Annotated in this window: 22 protein-coding genes and 1 pseudogene; 18 read left to right on the plus strand and 5 right to left on the minus strand. The window is 36.9% G+C overall.

The genetic code is table 11. The annotated features are described in order from the left end of the window. Positions 1-125: 125 nt before the first annotated feature. A pseudogene (locus tag FEZ33_RS03905) lies at positions 126-692 on the minus strand (IS30 family transposase); the annotation flags it as partial. Positions 693-863: 171 nt separating this feature from the next. Here FEZ33_RS03905 and FEZ33_RS03910 point away from each other — a divergent pair. Next, positions 864-1700 carry an NAD(P)H-hydrate dehydratase gene (locus FEZ33_RS03910; RefSeq protein WP_138404094.1) on the plus strand — a complete coding sequence of 279 codons (837 nt, stop codon included), beginning with the start codon at positions 864-866 and terminating at the stop codon, positions 1698-1700. A gap of 60 nt (positions 1701-1760) precedes the next feature. Here FEZ33_RS03910 and FEZ33_RS03915 read toward each other — a convergent pair whose 3' ends face one another. Genes FEZ33_RS03915 through FEZ33_RS03925 form a run of 3 tightly spaced genes read right to left on the minus strand, consistent with a single transcriptional unit; the run spans position 1761 to position 4941 of the window. Continuing rightward, positions 1761-4229, minus strand: coding sequence for a heavy metal translocating P-type ATPase (locus FEZ33_RS03915; RefSeq protein ID WP_138404095.1), 2469 nt, complete (start codon positions 4227-4229; stop codon positions 1761-1763). A gap of 22 nt (positions 4230-4251) precedes the next feature. After that, positions 4252-4458, minus strand: a complete 207-nt coding sequence (locus tag FEZ33_RS03920) for a heavy-metal-associated domain-containing protein (protein ID WP_138404096.1) — start codon at positions 4456-4458, stop codon at positions 4252-4254. Between the two features lie 33 nt (positions 4459-4491). Beyond that, a complete protein-coding gene (locus FEZ33_RS03925) occupies positions 4492-4941 on the minus strand; it encodes a BlaI/MecI/CopY family transcriptional regulator (RefSeq protein ID WP_171031274.1) in 450 nt (149 codons plus the stop codon). Between the two features lie 248 nt (positions 4942-5189). Between FEZ33_RS03925 and nrdI the strand changes: the two genes are divergently transcribed. The 6 genes from nrdI to zwf all read left to right on the plus strand — a co-directional run bounded on the left by nrdI (position 5190) and on the right by zwf (position 12930). After that, positions 5190-5570 carry a class Ib ribonucleoside-diphosphate reductase assembly flavoprotein NrdI gene (gene nrdI, locus FEZ33_RS03930; RefSeq protein WP_138404098.1) on the plus strand — a complete coding sequence of 127 codons (381 nt, stop codon included), beginning with the start codon at positions 5190-5192 and terminating at the stop codon, positions 5568-5570. Then, a complete protein-coding gene (gene nrdE / locus FEZ33_RS03935) occupies positions 5563-7725 on the plus strand; it encodes a class 1b ribonucleoside-diphosphate reductase subunit alpha (protein WP_138404143.1) in 2163 nt (720 codons plus the stop codon). The genes nrdI and nrdE overlap by 8 nt, the downstream gene beginning before the upstream one ends. A gap of 26 nt (positions 7726-7751) precedes the next feature. After that, a complete protein-coding gene (nrdF, locus tag FEZ33_RS03940; protein WP_138404099.1) occupies positions 7752-8813 on the plus strand; it encodes a class 1b ribonucleoside-diphosphate reductase subunit beta in 1062 nt (353 codons plus the stop codon). A 135-nt stretch (positions 8814-8948) separates the two neighbouring features. After that, the gene (locus tag FEZ33_RS03945) at positions 8949-9890 is read left to right on the plus strand and encodes a DUF4349 domain-containing protein (protein WP_138404100.1); all 942 of its coding nucleotides are present in this window, start codon (positions 8949-8951) and stop codon (positions 9888-9890) included. 88 nt (positions 9891-9978) lie between these two features. Then, on the plus strand, positions 9979-10959 hold the full coding sequence (gene pta, locus FEZ33_RS03950) for a phosphate acetyltransferase (protein ID WP_171031275.1): 981 nt from the start codon (positions 9979-9981) through the stop codon (positions 10957-10959). A 504-nt stretch (positions 10960-11463) separates the two neighbouring features. Beyond that, positions 11464-12930, plus strand: coding sequence for a glucose-6-phosphate dehydrogenase (zwf, locus tag FEZ33_RS03955; RefSeq protein WP_138404101.1), 1467 nt, complete (start codon positions 11464-11466; stop codon positions 12928-12930). Between the two features lie 57 nt (positions 12931-12987). Here the strand turns inward: zwf and FEZ33_RS03960 are convergent, their stop codons facing one another. Further along, positions 12988-13608: a DUF4430 domain-containing protein gene (locus FEZ33_RS03960; RefSeq protein ID WP_138404102.1), complete on the minus strand. Its 621-nt coding sequence runs from the start codon at positions 13606-13608 to the stop codon at positions 12988-12990. A 154-nt stretch (positions 13609-13762) separates the two neighbouring features. Here FEZ33_RS03960 and tsaE point away from each other — a divergent pair, with 154 nt between their 5' ends. From tsaE to FEZ33_RS04015, 11 genes are all read left to right on the plus strand, one after another. Beyond that, positions 13763-14245 carry a tRNA (adenosine(37)-N6)-threonylcarbamoyltransferase complex ATPase subunit type 1 TsaE gene (tsaE, locus tag FEZ33_RS03965; RefSeq protein ID WP_138404103.1) on the plus strand — a complete coding sequence of 161 codons (483 nt, stop codon included), beginning with the start codon at positions 13763-13765 and terminating at the stop codon, positions 14243-14245. 4 nt (positions 14246-14249) lie between these two features. Continuing rightward, positions 14250-14801, plus strand: coding sequence for a GNAT family N-acetyltransferase (locus tag FEZ33_RS03970; protein WP_138404104.1), 552 nt, complete (start codon positions 14250-14252; stop codon positions 14799-14801). A 93-nt stretch (positions 14802-14894) separates the two neighbouring features. Beyond that, positions 14895-15800 (plus strand): UDP-N-acetylmuramate dehydrogenase, encoded by a 906-nt coding sequence (murB, locus tag FEZ33_RS03975; protein ID WP_138404105.1) that lies wholly within the window; start codon positions 14895-14897, stop codon positions 15798-15800. Positions 15801-15902: 102 nt separating this feature from the next. Continuing rightward, positions 15903-17114: an acetyl-CoA C-acetyltransferase gene (locus tag FEZ33_RS03980; RefSeq protein ID WP_138404106.1), complete on the plus strand. Its 1212-nt coding sequence runs from the start codon at positions 15903-15905 to the stop codon at positions 17112-17114. A gap of 277 nt (positions 17115-17391) precedes the next feature. Continuing rightward, positions 17392-18483 carry an ABC transporter ATP-binding protein gene (locus tag FEZ33_RS03985; RefSeq protein WP_138404145.1) on the plus strand — a complete coding sequence of 364 codons (1092 nt, stop codon included), beginning with the start codon at positions 17392-17394 and terminating at the stop codon, positions 18481-18483. Between the two features lie 9 nt (positions 18484-18492). Next, positions 18493-19311: an ABC transporter permease gene (locus tag FEZ33_RS03990; RefSeq protein ID WP_138404107.1), complete on the plus strand. Its 819-nt coding sequence runs from the start codon at positions 18493-18495 to the stop codon at positions 19309-19311. Continuing rightward, the gene (locus tag FEZ33_RS03995; protein WP_138404108.1) at positions 19304-20131 is read left to right on the plus strand and encodes an ABC transporter permease; all 828 of its coding nucleotides are present in this window, start codon (positions 19304-19306) and stop codon (positions 20129-20131) included. The genes FEZ33_RS03990 and FEZ33_RS03995 overlap by 8 nt, the downstream gene beginning before the upstream one ends. Further along, positions 20128-21204: an ABC transporter substrate-binding protein gene (locus tag FEZ33_RS04000; protein ID WP_138404109.1), complete on the plus strand. Its 1077-nt coding sequence runs from the start codon at positions 20128-20130 to the stop codon at positions 21202-21204. Before FEZ33_RS03995 ends, FEZ33_RS04000 begins: the two co-directional genes overlap by 4 nt. A gap of 194 nt (positions 21205-21398) precedes the next feature. Further along, positions 21399-21761: a hypothetical protein gene (locus tag FEZ33_RS04005; protein WP_138404110.1), complete on the plus strand. Its 363-nt coding sequence runs from the start codon at positions 21399-21401 to the stop codon at positions 21759-21761. Positions 21762-22060: 299 nt separating this feature from the next. Beyond that, positions 22061-22522, plus strand: coding sequence for a GtrA family protein (locus FEZ33_RS04010; protein ID WP_138404111.1), 462 nt, complete (start codon positions 22061-22063; stop codon positions 22520-22522). Then, entirely contained in the window at positions 22512-23468 is a 957-nt protein-coding gene (locus tag FEZ33_RS04015) for a glycosyltransferase family 2 protein (RefSeq protein ID WP_138404112.1), read from the plus strand. Before FEZ33_RS04010 ends, FEZ33_RS04015 begins: the two co-directional genes overlap by 11 nt. The last annotated feature ends 8 nt before the right edge of the window (positions 23469-23476 follow it).

The following is a 23476-nucleotide window of genomic DNA, read 5'->3' on the forward strand; positions in this document are numbered from 1 at the left end:
AATAGAAAAATAACTTGTTTAGAATAAAAAAAGCCAAAGACGCCTCTTCTTCACACTATTTCATGTGAAGAAGAGGCGTCTTTATATAACGATAGGAATTCATTTCCCCTTAACTTAATGACATTGATATATATACGGCTTTTTCGTTCTGCAAAGCTCGCAAAACAACCTTTACTCTTGCCTCGAGAAGAAACAACTGTGTCGAGTTCCCAATGCCCGAACTCTTTTCGATTCTTCACAGATTTGGGGCGTTTTGAGATGGGAGTGCCGATATTAAACTTTCCTCGCGTTTCTTGAGGCTCTCGACTTTTTCCTTTGTGTCTTAAGACAGTTAGGGGCACCTTTAAGATATCTTGGTAAATCCAGTTATAGATGGATTTAAAGGAAAGTTTTCCCTGATAATCTCGTCCAACAATTTGTTCAGGTGACCATGTACGTTCCAGTTTATCTTGAATGTCTTCAAGTAGCTTGGTTGTATGCTTAGGCTTTCTCCCCTTATGACGCGCGCGTTGGTTGGCAACTTCTTGGGTATCCTGAGCTTGGTATTGATCTGAAGGGCATCGTTTAAGTTCTCGATAAATCGTTGACCGATGGCGCCCGATTAATTGAGCAATGCGATTAATTTTATAGCCTTCTTGATAGAGTATTTCTATTTTTGAACGTTCCTCTATGGTAAGATGTGTGTAGCTCATAACAGACCTCCGTGTTTATGTTTTTGTCGTTACTAACATTTTACACGAACCTGTTATGGGTTTCTTTATTTGTCGCACTTAATTTTACAATTCATCATATAATAATAAATTTGAAAAGAGAGTGTTAACACTCTCTTCTTTGTATAATGAGAAGGCAAAGGGGGCTTAAACATGAAGAAAATTAATAAAGAAATAGTCATAGACACAATACCTATCAGAGATAAAGATACGTATAAAAATAAAATGGGGCGCATATTATGTGTTGGAGGCAATCATGAAAAGGGTGGTGCCATTATCATGAGTGGTCTGGCTGCTTTGTATTCTGGCGCAGGATTAGTGACTGTCGCGACGGATCAAGTGAACCGGACTAGCTTACATACTCATGCGCCAGAAATTATGTTTATTGATATGTATGAATCTGAAAATTTAATTGAAGCAGTAAAAGAAAAAGATGTAATAGTGATTGGACCAGGTTTGGGCTTGACTGAGAAAAGTCGAGAAGTACTTAAAACAGTCCTTCAATCTGCTTCAGGTGAGCAATATCTGATCATCGATGCCGATGCGATTACGCTACTTGGTGAAGGGAAAGTCAAGCGAGAAACCAATGGCCATTGTATCTTCACGCCTCATCTTGGTGAGTGGCAGAGACTCATAGGTCTAGATAAAAATAAATTAACAGTAGAAAGTAACCAACAAGCTCAGAAAGATTTACAAAGCATAGTTGTATTAAAAGGATCGCCTACACAAGTGTATTTAGACTCAGGTGTCTTTGAAAACACAACAGGTAATCCCTCGCAAGCGACCGGCGGGATGGGAGATTCGTTGACTGGGATTCTAGCTGGTTTCATTGGACAAATACCGAATGTCAAACAAGCAATTCTTTCAGCTGTGTTCATTCATAGCTACATTGCGGATCAATTAGCAGAAACTCATTATGTCACATTACCAACGCAAGTGATTCGAGAATTACCAAAAATGATGAGAACCTTTGCAGACGCAAAATATTAAACAAGTGCATAAAAGGCTACTGACGAGTAATCCGGTCAGTAGCCTTTTATATGTAAATAATTATTTATTTCTCAAACGTAAGGCATTGAGTAATACGGAAATTGAACTTAAACTCATCGCAGCCGCAGCAAACATTGGACTTAATAAAGGTCCATCGAAGAAGAGGTAAAGTAATCCCATCGCGATTGGAATCCCAATCGTATTGTATCCAAAGGCCCAGAATAAGTTTTGCTTAATGTTACGAATGGTTGCATGACTTAAGCTGATAGCTTTTGGGACATCACGTAAATCATCATGCATTAAGACGGTATCAGCCGAATCCATAGCTACATCGGTACCAGAACCAACTGCCATCCCGATATCTGCTTGAGCTAAAGCAGGCGCATCATTAATACCATCCCCAACCATAATCACTTTCTTACCTGCATTTTGTAACTCTTGCACAATAGCAGATTTATCTTCTGGCATGACTTCACTTAGAATGCGGTCAATACCAAGTTCTTCCCCAACAATATTGGCTGTGTATTGGTTGTCACCAGAGGCCATAATAACTTCAAGACCTAAGTTTTTCATCTCTTTAATTGCTTGGCTCGATGTTTCCTTAATAGGGTCCATAACAGCAACAATTCCAATCACTTCATTATCTAAAGCAATATACATCGGTGTTTTAGCTTCATTGGCTAATTGTTTGACTTGTGCCTCTAATGAACTAGGTACTTCACTTAGAGAGTCCATTAATTTTTTATTCCCAATCGCAATTTCTCTGCCTGCTATGTCTGCTTTAATTCCGCGTGCAGTTATGCTTTCAAAGTGATCGGTTGGCAGTAAGTTAATTTCTTTCTCTTCACTATACTTCACAATGGCTGATCCTAGTGGATGTTCAGAAACCGATTCTGCTGAAGCAACCAGTTGTAAGATGTCATCTTTATCAAAGCCTTCGTTAATGATGAAATCTGTAACAGTTGGTTCACCTTCTGTAATCGTTCCGGTCTTATCTAATAGAACAGTCGTTGCGTTATGTATGTTCTCAAGCGTTTGTCCGTTTTTAATTAAGATACCTTGGCTCGCGCCATTTCCAGTCCCAACCATGATGGCTGTGGGAGTCGCTAAACCTAGGGCGCAAGGACAAGCAATAATTAAAACACTAATAAAGATATTTAAAGCGAAATTCAGTGGTTCACCCATCACAAAGAACCAGAATAAACCAGATAGAATCGCAATAATAATAACGATAGGTACAAAGTATCCTGAGATAACATCGGCTAATTTCGCAATTGGTGCTTTAGAACCTTGAGCATCTTGAACCATACGAACGATTTGAGAAATCATCGTATCTTGTCCAATACGAGTAGCTTTATATTTAAAAGCTCCCATCTTATTGATACTTGCGCCAGTGACTAAGTCACCAACTGTTTTTTCAACAGGTAGACTTTCACCTGTTAACATGGACTCATCAATGCTCGAATGACCTTCAACCATTTCACCATCGACAGGTAAGCTTTCACCAGGTCGAACTTGGATAATATCTCCAATATTCAACATTTCAACAGGAATCGTCTCAACTTCTCCGTTCTCACGTACGACACGAGCTGTATCGGGAGCTAATTCCATTAAGCTTTTAATCGCTGAGGATGTTCGTCCTTTAGCCAGTTCTTCCATATATTTACCTAAGGTCATTAAAGTTAAGATGACTGCGGCCGATTCAAAGTATAATTCTAAATGATCATGCGTATTCACTTGTCCAAAAAGGATTAAAGCAGTCATCACGATTCCTTGTAAGTATGCCGCACCCGTACCAACAGCAACTAAAGAATCCATATTTGGATGTCCATTAAATAATGTTTTGAACCCCCGTTTAAATATATCGAAACCAAAATATAAGACGGGAGTCGTTAATATTAATTGTAATACCGCATTGGCCCCCGGATGAATACTTGGATCAATCACTTGCGGTAAAGGCATTCCAACCATTGGACCCATAGTGAGTATGAAAAGGGGGATGGTAAAGATAGCCATCTTAATTAATGTTTGTTTCATCGAGTTTAACTTAGTTTCTTTACGTGCTTGATCTACTTCGTACTGCTCTTTGGCAGTTAATGCTAGCTCAGCTTGATAACCTGCATCAGCCACGGTTTCTTGGATTAATTGAGCGTCTGCAGTCTCTTCCCAAGTTACAGATAATTTTTCAGTAGCTAAGTTAACGGAAGCAGAGTGAACTTGTGGGAGTTTCGCCACTGCTTTTTCAACAGTTTGTGCACAGCTCGCACAAGTCATTCCAGTCACAGAAAAGTTTTGAAAAGTATCATCTGAACGAGCAGGTTCAGTTTGAGTAACCAACGTATAGCCTGCGTCGGATACCGCTTTAGAAATATCATCGAGTGATAGTTTTGACTCATCAAAGTCGACACTTACTTTTTCTGTTAATTGATTCACTGAGGCTTCATTGATACCATCCAATTTATTCACAGCTTTTTCAACAGAAGTCGCGCATGCAGCACAGTGCATGCCTTCAATGGCATAAGTTTTCAATAAATAAACCTCCTATTCTTAATTAAAGTAATTGGTAACCAGCGTCAGTTACAGCTGTTTGCATGCCAACTTTTGAAACAACAGTATCATCATATGTAACATCTGCTGTTTTATTGGCAAAATCGACCGTGGCTTCAGATACACCATCAAGATTTGATAAAGTGTTTTGGATTGTTTTACTGCAATTCATACATCCCATACCTGCGACTTCAAATTGTTCTTTTTTCATATTAATGTCTCCTTTTATTTAATTTATTATTTATTAATGTAAATGACAGTGGCATTGTCCAACAGCACATTCACAAGCTACTTCTTCTGGTGCTGTGAGTGCTTTTGTTTGGAGTTTTGATATTAGCTCCTGAATTTCATCTTGCGATAATTGATTTGTGTCAACAAGGTGACTAATGAGGCTGCCGCGTTCTTTCGTACATATCGAGTCGAAGACTTTATCGGCTTTTAAACGATTGGCCTCGAGTTCTGAAATACCTGGTTTGTATTTTAAAACCGTATCGGTTTTTATTTTTTGAATATTTTCTTTGTTTACTAAACGGTTTATGAGTGATTTTACCGTTCCTTCTTTCCAATCGAGAATGTCTAACACCCGGTCAATGATTTCTCGACTTGTTAAAGGAGCATCTGCCCATAACACGCGCATCACTTCCCATTCTGAATCGGAAATGTTTAAATCTTGAATACTTAATTGTTCAGTCATAATTTCCCTCCTAACACGGGGTTGCATTTGTAACCTAACTTCAGTTTACACGTGTAACCTGAATAAAGCAAGAGCAAATTACAAGCTTTTTAAATTTATTTAAATATACTAGAACTATGGATTATAAAACGCATAGACACAATATATAGTATTGGGTCGAATCTTGAAGCACAATATTTAGTTTTATTCAAGGTTTAATTTTGAAGGTAACCATGCTAATATATAGTATTAAAGAGGACGGTGTAGTGATGAAAATTATATATATGTCTGTCATAGGCAATACACGACGTTTTGTTGAAAAGTTAGAAATGGACTCTTTGGAGTTGTCTGAAGTGAATGCATTTTCTGAAATAGACGAAAACTTTATTATGATCGCACCAACATATGCAATTGAAATGACTGATATTTTGAATGATTTCCTAGAGACTGGCGATAATTTATCATATTGTCAGGGCGTCATCGGCGCAGGAAACCGAAATTTTAATGAGCTTTACTGCTTTACAGCAGAAGATATTGCACTCGATTATGATGTTCCATTATTGTATCGATTTGAGTTTCAAGGCTCGGATAATGATGTAAAAAAAGTGAAGGAGATTGTGACTGAAATTGAAAACACCAACTATGTCTAAAGCACCCAATGAAATTACATATTTCAAATTAAATAACGAATTAAATATTCCAGTAGACAATAAAATCCCATTAGAGAAAGATAAAGAGGCGGTGCGTGCATTCTTCTTAGAGCATGTGAACCCTAATACTGTGTTTTTCTATACATTAGATGAAAAATTAGATTATTTAATTGAACATGACTACTTAGAAGTAGGTTTCTTAAATAAGTATGACCGTGAATTCATTAAGAAATTAATGCAAACAACTTATGAGAAGAAATTCCGTTTCAAATCATTTATGGGCGCACATAAGTTTTATAACCAGTACGCTTTAAAGACGAATGATGGGGAAAGATACTTAGAACGTTTCGAAGATCGTATTGTGTTTAATGCCTTATTCTTAGCGGACGGGGACGAAGTTCTTGCAACAAATTTACGTGATGAATTAATCGCTCAACGCTTCCAACCTGCAACACCAACATTTTTAAATGCTGGACGTAAACGTCGTGGTGAGATGGTATCTTGTTTCTTAATTGAGATTAGTGATGATATGAACTCAATCGGACGTAGCATCAACTCTGCCTTACAATTAAGTAAGCGTGGTGGAGGCGTAGGTCTAAACTTATCAAACTTACGTGAAGAAGGCGCACCGATTAAGAAAATCGAAAACGCGGCTTCAGGTGTTGTACCAGTTATGAAATTATTTGAAGATTCATTCAGCTACGCCAATCAATTAGGACAAAGAAATGGTGCTGGAGCGGTTTATTTATCAATCTTCCATCCAGACATTGTCCGCTTCTTATCAACTAAGAAAGAAAATGCGGATGAGAAAATCCGTGTGAAAACTTTATCGCTTGGAGTAACGGTTCCGGATAAATTTTATGAATTAGTTGCAGAAGATGCTGATATGTTCTTATTCAGTCCTTATGATGTTGAACGTGTTTATGGCGAGCCTTTTGCTTATGTGGATATTACGGAAGAGTATGAGAACATGGTTCAAAATAAAGAAATCCGTAAATACAAAGTCAAAGCACGTGAATTAGAGAACGAAATAAGTAAATTACAACAAGAATCAGGCTATCCATATATTATTAATATTGATACAGCCAATGATGCGAACCCAATTGATGGGCGCATTGTAATGTCTAACTTATGTTCAGAAATTTTACAAATTCAACAACCATCAATTATTAATGATGACCAAACCTTTGAAGATGAAGGAATTGATATTAGTTGTAACTTAGGTTCTACAAATATTGTGAATATGGTCGATTCACCTGACTTTGCTAAATCAGTGGATACAGCTGTCCGTGGTTTAACATTCATTACAGATCATACCAGTATCGATGCTGTACCAAGTGTGCGTAGAGGGAATGAATTAAATCATACCATCGGTTTAGGTGGCATGGGACTTCATACGTTATTCGCAATTAATCAAATCTATTACGGATCTGATGAGTCATTAGAATTAACAGAAGCATATTTCTATGCGTTAAACTACTGGTCATTAGTATCAAGTAATCAAATTGCACGCGAACGTGGTGAAACTTTCTATAATTTTGAAAATTCTGATTATGCTAATGGTTCATACTTTGATCGTTATATTGAAGAACCATTTGTTATTGAAGATGAAAAAGTAAAAGAAATCATGAAAAATGTGCCACTTCCAACTGCAGAAGATTGGGAAGCGTTAAGAGATATGGTTCAAAAAGATGGACTATATCATGCTTACCGTCATGCGATTGCACCAACTGGAAGTATCTCATATGTAAACGAGACAAGTGCGAGCTTACACCCAATTACACGTCTAATTGAAGAGCGTCAAGAGAAGAAAACGGGTAAAACATATTACCCAGCGCCACAATTATCAAATGATACGATTGACTACTATGAGTCAGCTTACGATATTGATATGCGTAAAGTCATCGATGTGTATGCAGCGGCTCAAAGACATATCGATCAAGGAATGTCTTTAACGTTGTTCATGCGTTCAGAATTACCTGAAGGGCTTTATCCTTGGAAACGTCCTGGTGAAAGAAAGATGAACACGAGAGATTTAAATATCCTACGTAACTATGCTTGGAACCAAGGCATTAAATCAATTTACTATGTTCGTACATTTACGGATGATGGCGATGAAATTGGAAGTAATTATTGCGAGAGCTGTTCAATTTAATAAGTTTTATAAAGGAGAATAAATGCATGGTAGAACCAAATTACATAGCGATAAATTGGAATGATATCGAAGATACCGTTGATAAATTAACTTGGGAAAAGCTGACTGAGCAATTTTGGTTAGATACACGTATTCCAGTATCGAATGATTTAGATGATTGGCGTCGTCTTTCAAAAGCAGAACAAGATATGTTAGGGAAAGTCTTTGGTGGGTTAACACTTTTAGATACACTGCAATCTGAAGAAGGGGCTGTTGTCTTATTAGATGATGCAAGAACACCACATGAAAAATCTGTTTTAAGTAATATCCACTTTATGGAAGCAGTACATGCTAAATCGTATTCAACGATTTTTATTACATTGAATACAAACTCAGAAATTGACTCAATCTTTGATTGGACGAATACGAACGAATTAATCCAATTCAAATCGGATAAAATTAATGATGCGTACCAAAATGGTACACCGCTACAAAAGAAAGCGGCAAGTGTCCTACTTGAATCATTCTTATTCTATTCAGGTTTCTACGCACCATTATGGTATTTAGGAAACAACAAAATACCTAACGTAGCTGAAATCATTAAACTTATCCTACGTGATGAATCTGTTCACGGAACTTATATTGGTTATAAATTCCAATTAGGCTACAATGAGTTAGGCGAAGCAGAACAAGAAGAATTAAAAAACTGGGTCTTTAACTTACTATTTGAATTATATTCAAATGAAGAAAAATACACGTCTCATTTATATGATGAATTAGGTTGGACAGAAGACGTAAACACATTTGTTCGCTACAATGCGAATAAAGCTTTACAAAATATGGGCTTCGAACCTTTATTCCCTGATACAGCTGAAGATGTGAATCCGATTGTTATGAATGGTATCTCAACAGGAACAAGTAACCATGACTTCTTCTCACAAGTTGGGAATGGTTACCTACTTGGAGAAGTTCAGGCTATGGAAGATAATGACTACAAGCAATGGGCAATTAATGACCGTCGCAAACAACGTATGCAATACCGTCAAGAGAAGAAACGTCGCCGTGAAGAAGCGAAAAACGCTCAAGCGTCAGCAAAAGCAACAGATTAAACTTATAAACTCAATGAGGGATCACAAAAGTGATTCTTCATTGAGTTTTTTATGTTCAAAAAGCCAGTCAACATGTAATTAGTGGTTTTAGGCATGAAAACCCTTTATAATGAAGTATAAGAGAGGTGTGATAGCGTGAAGAAATGGAAATGGGGAATATTGTTTCTAACTGTATTTTTCCTATATGCATGTGAATCTCAAGAACAGTCAACTACTACGTATCCTGACGCCAACTACACAACCGAAATGGCCCAAGAAACTGACGAAAATGTCAGTCGCCAACAAACAAATGAAGATCGAGATATTATCTACACGGCCAATGTGATTTATCAAACGATTCGTTATGATGAAGCGAAGCAAAGTATTGAAGAAATTATTGAGGCCAATAATGCTTATATTCAATATCAAGATGAATCAATGAATGAATACAGTTATGCAGAAAGTTCTCAGTCGCTCACATCATTAAGTTTGACGATCAGAGTTCCTCGAGACAATTATGAAGAGACGCTTACACAGTTTGAAAACAATGACCAAGCTCAACTTATTCAACTATCACGCGGTTCTCAAGATGTAACCCAACAAGTTCAAGATATTGAAATTCGTATCGAAGCGATTGATTCTAGAATTGACCGACTGAATGAACTTAATGATCAAGCAGAGTCCGTTACGGATTTAATTGAAATCCAAGGCGCTTTAGAAGAAGCAATTGCGAGTCGGGATAGTTTATTAGCAGAACAATCTTCTGTCTCCGCAGAAGTTGAAAATGCAACGATACACTTGAATTTACAAGAAGTTGTTGAGTTATCTGATGGAAGTGAAAGTCAATTGACTTTCTGGGATCAAATTGTCGCAGCCTTTAACGATACTTGGGAAAATTCAATTGAAGCTTTCCAATGGGGGATTTTAACAATTATATTCTTAATCCCTTACATCATCGTGATTATTATCATAATATTAATCATACGATATGTCTTGCGTCCATTGTTTAGAAAAATTAAAGATGTCTTACCAAAGAGGAAAAAGAAAGCTATAAGTGAGGCTAATAGAGAAAAGAACAACTTTAATACAGAAGATTGAGTAAAACAGTTTCAAAAATTGTAAAAAACGTGTAATATTAAGTAGTAAGCGTTTATTATAAAGTTAAATTATGGGAGGAATATCTAGAATGGATATGTTTAAATCGTTATCACAGAAGATTGAAGGAAAAAAGGTTAAAATTGTTTACCCTGAAGCTACTGATCCACGTGTTTTAGGAGCAGCTGTTCGTCTACATTCAGATAAATTAGTAGAACCAATTTTATTAGGAAATCCTGCTGAAGTTGAAGCAATTGCTACAGAACGTAACTGGAACACTGGTGATTTAACAATCATCGATCCTAACAACTATGACGAATTCGATGCAATGATCGCATCTTTCGTAGAACGTCGTAAAGGTAAAAACACTGAAGAGCAAGCACGTGAAATGTTACGTGACAATGCTTACTTCGGAACAATGTTAGTTTACATGGACTTAGCAGATGGATTAGTGTGTGGAGCTCAATACTCAACAGGTGATACTGTTCGTCCAGCACTACAAATCATCAAAACTCGCCCAGGTGTTAAATTAACAAGTGGTGCGTTTGTTATGGTTCCACCTAACAATGATGGTGAACGTTTAATCTTTGCTGACTGTGCGATTAACATTAACCCAGATGCACAATCATTAGCTGAAATTGCTGTAGAAAGTGCTCAAACAGCTAAAATGTTCGATATCGATCCTAAAGTTGGTTTATTAAGTTTCTCAACTAAAGGTTCTGCAGCTTCACCAGAAGTTGACAAAGTCGCTGAAGCTACTCGTATTGCGAAAGAATTGGCTCCTGACTTAGCTATCGATGGAGAATTACAATTTGACGCAGCTTATATTGAATCAGTTGCTGATAAAAAAGCACCTGAATCAGAAGTTGCTGGTAAAGCGAACGTATTCGTATTCCCAGAAATCCAATCAGGTAACATTGGTTACAAGATTGCTCAACGTTTAGGTAACTACCAAGCAGTTGGTCCAATCTTACAAGGTTTAAACAAACCTGTTTCTGATTTATCTCGTGGATGTGTCGAAGAAGATGTTTATAAAGTTTCAATTATTACTGCTAACCAAGCAATCATGTAATTGAGTCTTTTCACTCATAAATAAGCGAGAGCTAGAAATACTACCGAACGGTAGTGTTTCTAGCTCTTTTTGTTGTGGAGGGGGAACTGTAGAGCTTATTTCAGGGAGAACGGCTCGGTGACCGTAGACCGTAGTGGACCGGCTTCAGCTAATCATCTAGCGTTGCTAGCTGATTGAGCTTCCGTCTCGTTGTGCTACTAAATCCTTACGTCGCTACCGCTCCTACGGCTTCATGTATGCCCAATCGTCCTGGTACTACGGTACCTCACCATTCTCCCTTCAATAAGCAACGATAGCTGTGTATTAAACAGAGTTTTCTATATTTATGTGATTATGGTGCTGAACTTAAATTTTGCATAATTCCGTGACGTTCATGTTATTCCTAATGCTGTCAATGGCTTAAGTATATGTACTCTAAGTTGTATTATTGTGAAAGATGAATATTTTGTTATAGAATTTAATAGAGGCACGCATTAAACAGAATATATAAATGGAGGAGATACTATGTCTAAAGTTGAAGTAGGTGGGCTAATTGTCTTGTTTGGGGCAACGGGTGACTTAGCTGAGCGACAATTGTACCCAGCTTTTCACCAACTATATCAACGTGGCCAGTTAACGGAGGAATTTGCGATTATCGGAGCGGCCCGCACTCAATTCACTGAGAATGAATTTAAGGAACATGTAAGAAAAGCTGTTGAAGCAGGGAGTAATTTTACTGAGTTCGAAGAATCATTTTTAGAACACATTTATTACCAACCAGCTGACAATACAAAAGTACAAGATTTTGAAAAACTCATGACGAAAATAAAAGAAGTTTCAACGACGCATAATACATCCGATCGATTTTTATATTACTATTCTATCGCTCCAAGTATTTACGATGAGACGACAGTAAATTTAAAAGAGTCAGGTATTACTGGTTTAACTGGAGAGCATCGTGTCGTTGTTGAGAAGCCATTTGGCTATAGTTTAGAATCAGCTAAAGAATATTATCAAATATTAAAAAAATCATTTAATGATGAAGAGATTTTTTTAATTGATCATTTTCCTGGGATGGATTTTGTCCAAAATATATTGGCAACTCGATTCTACAATCCCTTTATTGAAGGTATTTGGAATAATAAATTTATCGAGAACATTCAAATTAACTTACCTGAACGTCTAAAAGTAGGGGACCGTGGTGCATTCTATGATGAGAATGGTGCATTGTTAGATATGTTCCAAAACCATATACTGCAAATACTTTCATTCATTATTATGGATTTGCCTGAGAAGTTAGAAAAAGATGCGATACATAGTGAGAAGCACGCAGCCTTAAGTCAAATACCAACATATTCGAAAGAGGAAGTGAAAGAGTTTGTTGTTAGAGGTCAATACTCAGCAGATGCTGAAGGGGAGTATAACCATTACCGCGATGAACCAGATGTAGCGGAAGATAGTAGTACGGAAACATACATTGCGATTCAATTATCTGTCGATAATGAGCGTTGGGAGGGTGTTCCTATTTACGTTCGTACAGGAAAAGCGTTAGTTGAACAATTTTCTTCGGTTGATATTATATTGAAAGAGAGAAATGGTGATTCAAACGATACACCAAGTAGGCTCACTTTTTATATTGAACCTGGTAAAGGTTTGGCAATGGTTTTAAACCAGAAAGATATTGAATCGAATATGGAACCAATCACGACATTTATTGGTCCAGACCAAAATACATTCGGGAAAGAGTACGTTCCAACGCCTTATGAAAATTTATTACATGATGCATTAGAAGGGGATAATACGTTGTTTAGTTCTTGGGAAGAAGTGCAAGAACAGTGGCGCATTACTGATGCGATTAAAGTGGCATGGGATGATATGTCAGATCCTGCGTTTCCAAATTATCAAGCGACGTCCTTTGGACCAAGTAGCGCGGATCGATTATTGACGAGAAATAATCACGAGTGGATTAAACGCGTAAATATAAATGAGTAGTATACAAAAAGAGCGTCTGATTTAAGTCAGACGCTCTTTTAAATTGTAAAGTATTGCTTATTCAGGAACTACGTTAATTGGGATTTCATCGATAGTACCGTAGTACCAATCAATTTCATCTCCTGCTTCTAATGTTTGAGAAACAACACCTAGTTGTGCGTATTCACCATTGTATACGTAAGTCCATGTATTACCTACAGTATAGTCATTTTCGTAGCCTTCAATTGAATCAACAACACCTTCAGTTTCGTTGAAGTTAAATGTTAATTCTTCGTTTGATTCTAGAGCTTCTAAAACGCTAAGACCTTCAGCATCTTCAACTGAGAATTCAGCGATTGGCGCTTCTTCACCTGATACATAGAATGCGAATGTTGCTGCTGTTTCGCTAGCTTCTTCTGTATCTTCAGTTGCAGATTCGCCTTCTTCAGTTGTACCTTCACCATTGTCAGATGCTGCTGCGTCTGATTCTTCAGAACCTTGTTCTGCGCCTGATTCCTCGGTTGCTTCGCTTTCTGCGTCTCCAGAAGTACTTTCAGTTGACTCTGTAGATTCTGTTGATACTTGTTCAGTTGACTCAGCTGGAGCACTCTCTGCTGGCTGTTCTTCAGTCGAACTTTGACAAGCTACTAGTAGCAATGCTAAAGTCGGTAGAGTAATTAATTTGATAAATTTTTTCATAAAACTGCCTCCTTACGTTAATATGTTATAGGTATAAATTATCAGTAAAACGGCATAAAGTCAAATGATTCGCAGTTTCAACACACTTTGTTTATAATTGGCTTATTAAGAATAAAGCGTGAATTTTTTTAGAAGTACAAGGAGATTATATATAATGTCATACAAAATTACACATTCTGCTGAGGAAACGAAACAAATCGCAGCAGAATTAGCGCAATTGATAGAACCTGGTAAAGTCATTAGCTTAAAGGGAAATCTAGGAAGTGGTAAAACTACATTTTCTCAAGGATTTGCGAAAGCTTTAGGAATTAAAAGAGCGGTGAAAAGTCCAACATATACTATAGTGAAGCACTATCCACTCGGTGAACAAGGGAAGCTTTTTAATCATATTGATGCCTATCGCCTCGAAGAGGGTGGAGCTGAATCGATTGACTTGGAAAGTTTTATAAACGATGATACGATTACATTAATAGAGTGGGCAGAATTTGTCATTGATTATATGCCAGAAACTTATTTGGAGATTGAATTAGAGGCAGTTGACAATGATGAACGTAAAATTCAAGTACGAACAGTAGGTCAAAGTGATGACTACGACCAATTAAGGAAAGAATGGACTCAGAACTGGAAAGGATTGTGATTGTGTGAGTAATTACAACAAATACGTACATGAAGCAGAGGACGAGCCAATCGAAACAATCATTAGAGTAGCAGAGCCAATCGATGCAAAGGCAATACTAGGCTTATTAAGACATGTAGGGAAAGATACCCCGTATTTGTCAGTTGGTCCTGAAGGGGCGAATATGACCGTGGATCAGCAAGTAGAATTAATTACGAGATACAATGAATCAGATAATAACATTATGTTAGTAGCAGAATCAGATGATCAGATAGTTGGTATGGCAACAGTTGCTGTCATCGATAATAATCGTCAAAGCCATGTGGCTGAAGTGGGTGTCAGTATTATTAAAGAATATTGGGGCTACGGCATAGGCTCAATTCTCACTGAAGAAATGATTCAATTTGCAAGCTACGCAGATATTAAAGTGCTAACCTTGGAAGTTGTAACAAAAAATATCCGAGCAATCAAATTGTATGAGAAATATGGTTTTGAAATAGTTGGAACACTATCGAAGCGTTTAAGAAATGATTTTCACTATTATGATACTTATGTCATGGAACGGTTGATTGATTAATATTCAAATAATTTCTCATCATAGATTTACTTTACTTTTTTTATATAATTACTTAGAATAGATAAGTATTGATTATGAAAGAAAGGTCGAGTTATGAACTATAAGCTATTAAAAGAAGCTCACCCTAATTTAAATATAAAATTTAACCACGCACTGTCAGATTACAGTTATACTAAAACTGGCGGCGAAGCGGATGTTATTGCATTTCCGAAATCAAAAGATGAAGTGAAACAAATTATTGATTGGGCAAAGGAATTTGATGCCCCGTTAACAATTCTAGGTAACCTCAGTAATTTAATCGTTAAAGACGGCGGCATACGCGGTATTGTCATGATTTTAACAGATATGAATGCAATCTCAGTCGATGGTCATTATATTTATGCAGAGAGTGGCGCAGGTATTATTGAAGTAAGTCGTGAGGCCTATCGCCATTCATTAACTGGCTTAGAATTCGCTTGTGGAATTCCAGGTAGTGTTGGAGGCGCGGTATTTATGAACGCGGGTGCTTACGAAGGTGAGATAACGGATATTAATGTAAAGATTGAGGCAATCAATCGCGAAGGACAATTTTTAACTTATACGAATGAAGATGCAGAATTTGCCTATCGTCATAGTATTTTTCAAGAGAATGATAACATTATCTTAGGCGTATCCTTTGAACTTCAACCCGGAGATCAAGAGGCTATCAAAGGAAAAATGGATCATTTAACTGAATTACGTGAATCGAAGCAACCTTTAGAGTATCCATCATGTGGAAGTGTATTTAAACGTCCCGTAGGTTACTATACAGGAAAGTTAATTCAAGATGCTGGTTTACAAGGACATCGAATTGGTGGTGCTGAGATATCTCGTAAGCATGCTGGATTCATCATTAATGTTGGTGGAGCCACAGCAACAGATTATGTTGAGATGATTGAATACATCCAAGAGACAATCTGGAATTTAAATTCAGTTAGACTTGAAACCGAAGTTCGAATTATTGGACGGGAAGCAGAATAATTGAATGAGATATATTAAAACCAACCTAACACATTCTGTAAAAGAATTGCTTAGGTTGGTTTTTTGTAAATAATATAAAAAGATAGATGGGGGTTAATCGTTATGCAAGAGAGAAAAGTTTATGTATTATCAATTAAAAGAACCGCAGTAGGAAGTTTTCTAGGGAGTTTATCTGACTTATCACCCGCTGAGATTGGGTCAAAATTATTAGAAAAGATGTTAGAAGAATACACGATCGTTAAAGACAATGTGGATGAAGTGATTATCGGGAATGTCTTAAGTGCAGGTCATGGCCAAAATATTGCGCGACAAGTTTCTGTTAACGCAGGCATTTCAATCAATGTCCCTGCTTATGGGGTGAATATGTTATGTGGGAGTGGTCTAAAAGCCATTAATGAAGCATATAACCATGTTAAACTAGGTGATGCGGACTGTATTATTGCTGGCGGAGTGGAGTCGATGAGCCAAGCTAAATTCGCAACGACAGGCAACATTCGAAAAGGAAATAAAATGGGCGCATTTTCTTTAGAAGATACAATGTTAACAGATGGGTTAACAGATGCCTTTTCAGGAATTCATATGGGAATAACAGCTGAGAATATTGCAAGTAAATTTAAAATCACTCGTGAAGAACAAGATGAATTTGCCATGAATACGCAAGAGAAAGCAAGACTCGCACAAAAAGAGGGGAAATTCAAAGATGAAATTGTACCAATAACAGTTCAACAACGTCGTCAAGCGGTCGTATTTGAAGAAGATGAATACATCAATGATTCAACAAATTTAGAAAAGTTAAATAACTTGCGTCCGGCTTTTGATAATGAAGGTTCAGTCACTGCAGGGAACGCATCAGGAATCAATGACGGGGCAGCTTTTGCTTTTGTTGTCTCAGATGCATTCGTTAAAGAACACAACTTAGAACCATTAGTTGAAGTGTTAGGCTTTGGCCAAAGTGGGGTTGATCCAAAAATTATGGGAATTGGACCAGTCAAAGCAATTAATAGCGTCATGAAGAAAACTGGTTTAAGCTTAGAACAATTTGATGTTATTGAATTGAATGAAGCTTTTGCATCGCAATCGATCGGTGTCATGAGAGAATTGACTAAAGATACGAGCTTAACTTATGAAGCGCTCGCGGCTAAAGTAAATCCGAATGGTGGTGCGATTGCCATTGGACATCCGATTGGAGCTTCAGGGGCTCGAATAAGTGCCACCTTGATTCACGAAATGAAACGCAATGATTCCGAATATGGACTGGCATCTTTATGTATCGGGGGCGGCATGGGAATTAGTATGGCAGTTAAAAATGTGTAAACAGACCAAAAAATGGACCATATTATGTACAACATCTGAGAAACTCAACAATTCTAGTAAACATTTACCTAGAGTTGTTGAGTTTTTTTGTAAATGATAATAAACGCTAATATATCAAGCTTTATAGCAAATTAAAAAAAGTGGAATATTCGGAAAAATAATTGTGTCTTACTTAAACACCGTGTGCTATAATTTCATCTCGAAAGACTAATTTTCTTTCAAATCGGTTTCAAAGGAGTCAATAATGACAAAAATTTATGCAGAGGAGAATGTGCATATGGTAAAACAAGGTTATAGTGTGGAGTTGCATGGGGTAACAAAATCCTTCGACGATACACAAGTGTTAAAATCCATTGATATGGAATTAGAGAAAGGTAAATTTTATACTTTATTAGGCCCGTCAGGGTGTGGTAAAACAACGATTCTACGTATTATTGCTGGGTTTACAAAAGCATCATCAGGCCAAGTCTTAATCGATGGTACTGAAGTTACGAGAGTTGCAGCAAATCAGCGGAAGGTTAACACTGTTTTTCAAGATTATGCACTTTTCCCGCATATGAATATCTTTGATAACATCGCTTTTGGCTTGTCTGTCAAAGGAGTCGATAAAGCGACGATTAAGGAGAAAGTTTCGGAAATGTTACGTTTAGTGCGCTTAGAAGGGTTCGAAGAGCGTTACATTGATGCGTTGTCCGGTGGACAAAAGCAACGTGTAGCGATTGCGAGAGCATTAATCAATGAACCGGATGTTCTTTTATTAGATGAGCCTTTGTCTGCGCTAGATTTAAAACTTCGAACAGACATGCAATATGAATTGCGTGAATTACAAAGACGTTTAGGAATTACTTTTGTCTTTGTTACTCATGATCAAGAAGAAGCTTTAGCTATGTCGGATTGGATTTATGTCTTAAATAACGGTGAAATTGTTCAATCAGGAACGCCCGTCGATATTTATGATGAGCCGATCAACCGTTATGTCGCAGACTTTATTGGTGAGAGTAATATTGTAGCGGCGAAGATGATCGAAGATTATCGGGTTGAATTTGTCGGTCATACGTTTGACTGTGAAGATGGTGGGATACCAAGTGGTGAAGCGGTAGAGGTTGTTATTCGCCCCGAAGACGTTGAAATTACGTCACCTGAAGCAGGTCAATTGATTGCTAAAGTAGATACTCAATTATTCCGTGGTGTCTTTAACGAAGTCATTGCTTACGACGAAGATCATAATGAATGGATGATTCATACAACTAAAAAAGTTGAAACTGGTTCTCGAATCGGATTGCGATTCGGTCCAAGCGATATTCATGTGATGCGTTTCAACGAATCTGAAGAAGATTTTGATGCCCGTTTAGAACAGTATGAAGACTAGAGGTGGGCAATGAATACGAAAAAACATCATTTATTAGCGATACCGTATTACTTATGGATTATATTGTTTGTCATTGCACCGATTCTTTTATTATTGTATCGGTCATTCTTTAATATCGCCGGTCAGTTTACTTTTGATAATTATATTCATTATTTTACGAATCGAAATTATTTGGTTATGACTGCTAGCTCATTTTTATATGCTTTTTTAGTCACATTGGTCACACTGGTTATTGCGTATCCAATGGCGTATTTTTTAACAAAGACAAAGCGTAAAGATTTGTGGCTATTGTTGATTATCTTACCTACGTGGATAAACTTATTACTTAAAATCTATGCCTTTATTGGGATTTTAAGTCAAACAGGACCAATTAATTCATTTTTAACGAATTTAGGTTTTGAATCACAACAGTTATTATTTACGAATATTGCCTTTTTATTAGTGGCGGCCTATATTGAATTACCGTTTATGTTGTTGCCAATCTTTAATTCGATTGATGAGATACTACATTCACTGATTGAAGCAAGTACGGACTTAGGATCAAGTGAATGGGTGACAGTGAGACGAGTAGTGATGCCATTATCGATGCGTGGAGTGAGAAGTGGTGTTCAAGCAGTATTTATCCCTTCTCTATCTTTATTCATGTTAACGCGTTTAATCGGTGGGAACCGAGTCATTACCTTAGGAACAGCAGTGGAACAGCATTTCTTAGTGACCCAAAACTGGGGAATGGGTGCCACGATTGGTGTTGTCTTAATGGTTTCAATGGTATTAGTTATGTTCCTTACTCGTAGCCGTAACGATCAAGGGGGTGCAAGTAATGACTAAAGGGAAGTTTAAATGGTCTAACTTATATATTATCTTAGTATTTATTATTTTGTACTTACCAATTGGGTATTTAATTGCGTATTCTTTCAATAGTGGTGGGAATATGTCTGATTTTACAGGCTTTACTTTAGAACATTATCAGACATTATTTGCTGATCAGCGGTTATTATCATTTATCATGAATACGTTTATCATTGCCTTACTGTCAGCGACGATTGCGACAGCGATTGGAACTTTTGGGGCGATTGCCATTTATTATGCGCGCTTGAATAGTCAGCGGCAATTTTTATTGAATACGAATAATGTCTTGATGGTCACACCAGATGTTATGATGGGGGCAAGTTTCTTAATATTATTCTCTAGTATATTGCCACTTCGTTTAGGTTTTTGGAGTGTCCTTTTGGCTCACGTAGCTTTTAGTATTCCAATTGTTGTGTTAATGATTTTACCTCGTTTATATGAGATGAATCCGAACATGATTACTGCGGCCCAAGATTTAGGGGCGACGCATTGGCAAATATTATCACGTGTCGTTATACCAAGTATTGTTCGTGGTATTGTATCTGGTTTCTTTATGGCTTTTACCTATTCACTCGATGATTTCGCGGTAACATTCTTCGTTACTGGGAACGGCTTTAGTACTGTTTCGATCGAAGTGTATTCAAGAGCGCGAACAGGTATTAGTTTAGAAATTAATGCTTTAAGTACATTAATGTTTGTACTCGCTTTAGCTTTAGTCTTTGGTTATTATCAAATCCAAACGAGCGATCAAAGACGTATTCGTAAACAAGCTAATAAGAAAGTAGGTGGTCTGCGATGAAACAATTAATGACCATGTTATTAGGGATTTTACTAATTGTTGCTGTGTTATTTGGTTTTAGACATCAGTTAGAAAGTAGTTTAGGACTGACAGATGGTAATACGATTGTCTTTTATAACTGGGGAGATTACATTGATCCAGAATTACTGACTCAGTTTGAGGAAGAGACAGGGTATTCAGTTATCTATGAAACCTTTGATTCGAATGAAGCGATGATGACGAAGATTGAACAAGGCGGGACACGTTATGATGTAGCAGTTCCTAGTGAGTATATGATTGAACAAATGATTGAAGCAGATTTGTTACAAGAGATTGATCATTCATTGTTACCTAACTTAGAGAACATTAATCCGCGATTCTTAGATTTAGAGTTTGATTCGAATAATCGTTTTTCTATTCCATATTTCTGGGGAACATTAGGTATTATCTACAATACAAATTATGTTGATGAAAGTGAAGTTCAACAATGGAATGATTTGTGGAATCCGAAATTCCGTAATAATATTATGATTTACGATGGAGCGAGAGAAGTCTTAGGCGTTGGTTTACAATCACTTGGATATTCATTAAATGAAACAGATAGTACAAGATTAAGAGAAGCAACGAACAAGATGAAAACTTTGATGCCAAATATATTAGCTCTTGTTGCAGATGAGATGAAGATGCATCTTGGTAACGAAAAAGCGATGATTGGGGTGACGTTCTCCGGGGAAGCGTCCATGGCAATATGGGAAAATCCAGAACTTGCATATGTCTTACCAGAAGAAGGATCAAACCTTTGGTTTGATAATATTGTGATTCCTCATAATGCACAAAACGTTGAAGGGGCACATGCTTTAATTGATTTCTTACTTCGACCTGAAGTAGCAGCGCAAAATGCTGATTACGTCGGTTATTCAACACCGAATGAAGCGGCGATGGCTTTAATGGATCCAGAAGTCATTTCCGATGAAGCCTTTTATCCAAGTGAAGATGCTTTAGATAAATTGGAAGTATACCGCGGATTAGGGCAAGAGAAATTAATTGAATATAATGATTTATTCTTAGAAGTGAAGATCGAACCAAGAGACTAAACGGTTTTCCAATAAAAAACAGAGGATTGATAGATGGTGAGTTCATAGACTTCTCCATTTAATCAATCCTCTTTTGCTGTTATTTAATATAATTGTAATCTTTAAGAAGAATCTTTACATAAAATTTACAAGAAACTTTCATTAAATTTATATTAGCTTGGTATGATAGTAGTAACAAAAGAGGAGGATGGATAATGGTGCTATTGGAAAAGCTAATTATTGACATATCACAGAAAAAATTCGCCAAAGCTTCATCCTTTATTATTGAACGATTTGTCGTACCGGAAAATCAGGATGGGCTTATGTTGTCATTCCAGATGGCCTATGATTACATTAACTTAATTCTAGTGTATGATAGCAATTATAATTTGAGAGCAGAAACAACTCAAATACACGAGAGGCGTGTCATTAAAATTCACGAGCAGGACCTCTACACAAGCAATGAAGCTAAGGCAGGGTTAATTCCTGAGGGTGAGTGGATTATTGCTTTTGAAATCAATAATGAGGAGTTGCCTGACGTTGAATCTTTATGCATGATTGAAGTGACAAGTCATTAATATTCTTAAAATAATGAAAATCTAAAAATATTCATAAATAAATAACAACTAAAGTGTAGAATGAGGATTGGAAACAAACCTCATTTTTTAAACTTAAAATAAAACAACGGTCGGCATGTAATGCTTTTATATTGTCTTAAAATCCGTTACTATTAAAGGTAGTAATTTTGAACATAATCAGTGTGTATAATGAAACACACATATAAAGTAGTTTGATTGTAAGCATAAATAGAAAGAGAATCATTTTTTGTCTCTCAATCTATGAATGATTTAATAAAGTATAGAAAGAAGGATAATGAATGAAACGTTTGATACAACAGTTTTTTAACTTTGCTGTTGTCGGTGGGATCTCAACATTGATTGATTTTATTGTGCTATATATTAGCTATGAAGTACTAGGCATGAATTACTTAATCGGCACAGCCATCGCGTTCATTATTGCTACCGTATTTAATTACTGGGCAAGTATGCGATTTATTTTTGTTAGTAAGTTTGGAAAAGACCAACGCTATAAAGAAATTACAATCTTCTTATCACTGAGTATCGTCGGACTTATCTTGACACAGATTTTGATGTTCGTATTTGTAGAATGGTTTGGTGTGGCAGTCATGATAAGTAAGATTTTCGTCACAGGTTTTGTGATGGTGTTTAACTTTGTATCGCGAAAAATTCTTTTAGATGATTCGAGTTCGGATGAATCAATCGATGCGGTACAAACTGAAAAAGTTGCTGTTAAGGAGGCAAATCATTTTGACAAGTAATATTATGACGATTGTCGTTCCTTCTTATAATGAAGAGGATACGCTGGAAATTTTTATGGATGCGATTTTAGAAACTCAAAAGAAATTGCCATCTGTTTTTATTGAGACATTATTTGTAAATGATGGATCTCGTGACAATACACTTGCAGTTATTAAGCAATTAGCTGCAAAATATCCAGATAGAGTTAGCTACATCTCTTTCTCAAGAAATTTTGGTAAAGAAGCGGGAATTATGGCAGGGCTTGAGTATGCTCAAGGTGAGTGGGTTGCTTTAATGGATGCGGACTTACAAGATCCCCCTGAGATGCTCGTTGAGATGCATCGATTAATTACAGAAGAAGATTATGATGTTGTAGGAACGAAGCGGGTGAACCGCGAAGGTGAGCCACCAGTGAGGTCATTCTTCGCCAATTTATACTATAAGTTGAACAATGTCATCTCTGATGTCAAATTAGAAGAAGGTGTTCGAGACTATCGTTTAATGAAGCGCGAAGTTGTTGATGCTGTTTTAAGCTTGCCTGAGAGAAATCGATTCTCTAAAGGAATCTTTAGTTGGGTCGGTTATAAAGTGAAGTATTTAGATTACTATAACGTTGAGCGAAGTGCCGGAGATTCTTCTTGGTCCTTTACCCAACTCATTCGATATGCCTTCGATGGCATCATCAGTTTCTCAGATGCGCCATTAACTTTTGCAAGTATGCTTGGTTTGATCATCTTTATTCTATCAAGTATTTATGGGATCTACATTATTGTTAAGACAGTTCTTCTCGGAGCAACAACACCAGGTTGGCCTAGTCTAGCGGTTCTCATCGTTGGTATGGGTGGTCTGCAATTGTTCTGTTTAGGCATTGTTGGTAAGTACGTCGCTAAAATCTTCAACGAAACAAAGCGTCGCCCACTCTACATTGTGAAAGAAGCTCATTCACGCGAAGAAATTGAAAAATAATAAAAACC

The sequence above is a fragment of the Ruoffia tabacinasalis genome (genome assembly GCF_005864045.1).
GTDB classification, from domain to species: domain Bacteria; phylum Bacillota; class Bacilli; order Lactobacillales; family Aerococcaceae; genus Ruoffia; species Ruoffia tabacinasalis.